The sequence below is a fragment of the Leptolyngbya sp. FACHB-36 genome (genome assembly GCF_014695955.1).
In the GTDB taxonomy this organism is placed as follows: Bacteria; Cyanobacteriota; Cyanobacteriia; order Leptolyngbyales; family Leptolyngbyaceae; genus FACHB-36.
Window position 1 is genome coordinate 1 of the sequence record NZ_JACJPG010000402.1, and the last position, 3,238, is coordinate 3,238.

The window sequence follows — 3,238 nt, forward strand, 5'->3', positions numbered from 1 at the left end:
CGTGAAGTCGCGCAACAGCGAATTCAAGCCATCAACGAGCCGTACAAACTCGAAATTCTGAATGACATTAAACAGGAGCCAATCACGATCTATCACTTAGGCGATCAGTGGTGGGATTTGTGTGCGGGTCCGCACGTCGAGAGTACTGCCGAGTTGAACCCGGAAGCGATCGAGCTAGAAAGTGTCGCCGGTGCCTACTGGCGCGGTGATGAAACCAAGGCGCAGCTTCAGCGCATCTATGCCACCGCTTGGGAAACTCCAGCACAACTGGCAGAGTACAAACGCCGCAAGGAAGAAGCGCTCAAGCGCGACCACCGCAAGCTGGGTAAAGAGCTGGGGCTGTTCATTTTCTCTGATCAAGTAGGTCCAGGCTTGCCGATGTGGACTCCGAAAGGAACTGTGCTGCGATCGACCCTGGAAGACTTTCTCAAAAAAGAGCAGCTGAAGCGCGGCTATCTTTCAGTTGTGACACCGCACATCGCTCGCGTAGACTTGTTCAAAACCTCCGGGCACTGGCAGAAATATAAGGAAGACATGTTTCCGCTGATGGCGGAGGATGACGACGCGAGAGAACACGAGCAGGGCTTTGTCATGAAGCCGATGAACTGCCCGTTTCACATTCAGATTTACAAGAGCGAGCTGCGATCGTATCGGGAACTGCCAATGCGACTGGCGGAATTTGGCACCGTGTATCGTTATGAGCAATCGGGCGAACTGGGCGGCTTGACTCGCGTGCGCGGCTTTACCGTGGATGACTCACACCTGTTCGTGACGCCAGAGCAGCTCGATCAAGAATTTCTCAACGTAGTGGACTTGATTCTGAGCGTGTTCAAGAGCCTGCAACTGAAGAGCTTCCGCGCTCGTCTCAGCTTTCGCGACCCGGCATCAGACAAATACATCGGCTCTGACGAAGCCTGGGAAAAGTCGCAGGGTGCCATTCGGCGTGCGGTAGAAACGCTGGGAATGGACCACTTCGAGGGCATTGGTGAGGCGGCGTTCTACGGTCCGAAGCTGGACTTCATTTTCCGCGATGTGCTCGATCGCGAATGGCAGCTTGGCACAGTGCAGGTGGATTACAACCTGCCGGAGCGCTTCGATCTGGAATACGTGGCAGAAGACGGCACTCGTAAGCGTCCGGTGATGATTCATCGAGCGCCGTTTGGGTCGCTGGAGCGACTGATCGGCATTCTGATCGAGGAATATGCCGGAGATTTTCCGCTGTGGCTGGCTCCGATCCAGGTTCGCCTGTTGCCTGTGGGCGACGAGTTTCTGACCTTTGCCAAGGATGCAGTTAGCCAGATGCAGGCGATCGGCATTCGGGCAGAGGTGGATTTCAGCGGCGATCGGCTGGGTAAGCTGATCCGCAACGCCGAAAAGGACAAAATTCCAGTGATGGCTGTGGTGGGCGCGAAGGAAGTGGAGTCGAACTCGCTCAGCATCCGCACCCGCGCCTCCGGTGAACTTGGCGCAATTTCGCTGTCCGAAATCCTCGATCGACTGAAGAACGCCAACGAAAATCACACCGATTTTTGATTGGATTAGAATTCCCGCCTTGCAGCTATTAGCTGCAAGGCGGTTCAGCTTATTGAGAGGTCTATTGGGATATAGTCTAGTTGTGACTTCGCTCGCGGAATGCCGATGGAACGCATCATTTTCTCCATCTGCATCACCTAAGTCCCAAACCGATGCTCGACTGTGGCTTGCGTTTTAGATTTAGTGCGATCGGCTTGTTGTTGCTCATGGCTTAAGGGACGCCTGCCATACCTCCGCATCAGTACCCGATATTCATCGAGACACTGCCACCAGCAAGCTTATCAGCACTAATCCCAGCAGCACAAACCAGGTCAGGTTGCGCCTGAACCAGCTTTTCAGCGTAACGTTGCGGACATAGTTCGATCGCGCTGGAGTCTGCGGCTGCGCGCGATCATGGTACAGCGTACAGTCCATCGCGTCCGGGCGTTTTGGAAACGTGCAGGAGTCGTCGGCGTGGTAGGTACAGGTGAGGCAGAGCGGCTCCGCTCCGGTGGCGCGGTAGAGGGTCATCCCCGGATGACCGTGCGCTTTCAACGCGGTGCGGCAGTAGGGACAGGTAATTGCAGTGGTGTCAACTGATTGATGGCAGCGGGGGCAGTCTGGCATGGCTCTAGAAATTCAGGGTGCGGACAGTCAGGATTTGCGGCGGCGTCGAGTCGGGTGGGTAGAGAAAATCGACGGTAACCAAGCGGCGATCGCCGGGTTTCATGGTCAGCAGCACGAGTGGCTGTCCTTTCTGCCCGCGACGTTGGACCAAGTGTACGTAGCGAGTTTGCGGTAGCCCTTGATCGTCGTTATAGCGCACTCGCACCGTCCCCCGAAAAAATACGTTGCGCGCAGGGGGTTCAAGAAAGCGCAATCCCTGCTTTGGCTGGTCGTCTTTGAGCGGCGTTTCAATTGCGATCGCCACCTGCCCTAGCGTGCTGGTCTTGTTGACCAGTGGCAGTGTCAGGTTGTACTCGATCGCATAGTTGCCGTGCGCCTCGTACGCCGTATCGGGGTAGCGCGCTACCATTCGCGCCGTCTGCACCTGCCCCGTGCCCAGTGTGCCTTTTGTTAGCGTACTCAGTCCGTAGGAAAATGCCTGTCCGGGCTGTGGAATGCCGAGGGACCAATCTGTACCCGTCTCGAAGCCTGGACTGTCCACCAGTTGAGCAGTCCAGCGCGATCCTTGGGCAACCCCCGCAACGCGACCGTAGATAATTTGCCCCTTCGTTTGGTCGGGCGGCGTGGGCGCGCGATCGCGTGGACCCGCCAGTGCGCCTGTGTCCAGCAGACTCTGCCACTCGTCTAAACTAGGAGCGCGTTCCGTTCCGTCCGAGAGTTGCTCCGCAAAGCGCGCCAGACTCGCCGCATACACCGGACCACTGCTCCAGAGCCGAACTAGAGTCGACCGACCATTCAGTGGCGGCGACAGCGGTTTGACCGGGATCGGCAAATTCAGCAGCAGACGGCTCTGTTTGGGCGGAATCTCGATCTGAGCGGGAAACTCGGTTTGTCGCTGCCCCCGCAGCACCTCGGTGGTAACTCGGCTTCCGGGTCCGGCATACACCGCTCCTACAGGATTCTCCGCGTAGGGCGGCAGGTCACGAAAGGGCGCATCGGGCTGACTGAGATAGCTAGCGGCTTGCAGCACATCAACGGTGATGGGCTGGCTGCTGGGGTTGTGCAGCAGAATGCCTAAGTGCAGGGTACGAAGGTCATC

General features: G+C 57.2%; 3 protein-coding genes. 1 reads left to right on the plus strand and 2 read right to left on the minus strand.

Annotated features, from left to right (window positions below; genetic code table 11):
• The coding region (gene thrS, locus H6F43_RS11310) for a threonine--tRNA ligase (protein WP_190342867.1) at positions 1–1,533 on the plus strand (1,533 nt) is incomplete at its 5' end.
• Positions 1,534–1,785: 252 nt separating this feature from the next.
• Here the strand turns inward: thrS and H6F43_RS11315 are convergent.
• Together H6F43_RS11315 and H6F43_RS11320 are read right to left on the minus strand one after the other, a co-directional pair.
• Positions 1,786–2,139 (minus strand): zinc ribbon domain-containing protein, encoded by a 354-nt coding sequence (locus H6F43_RS11315; RefSeq protein ID WP_190342868.1) that lies wholly within the window; start codon positions 2,137–2,139, stop codon positions 1,786–1,788.
• 4 nt (positions 2,140–2,143) lie between these two features.
• Positions 2,144–3,238, minus strand: a 1,095-nt coding sequence (locus H6F43_RS11320) for a DUF3370 domain-containing protein (RefSeq protein WP_190342869.1), incomplete at its 5' end; no start/stop codon positions are given.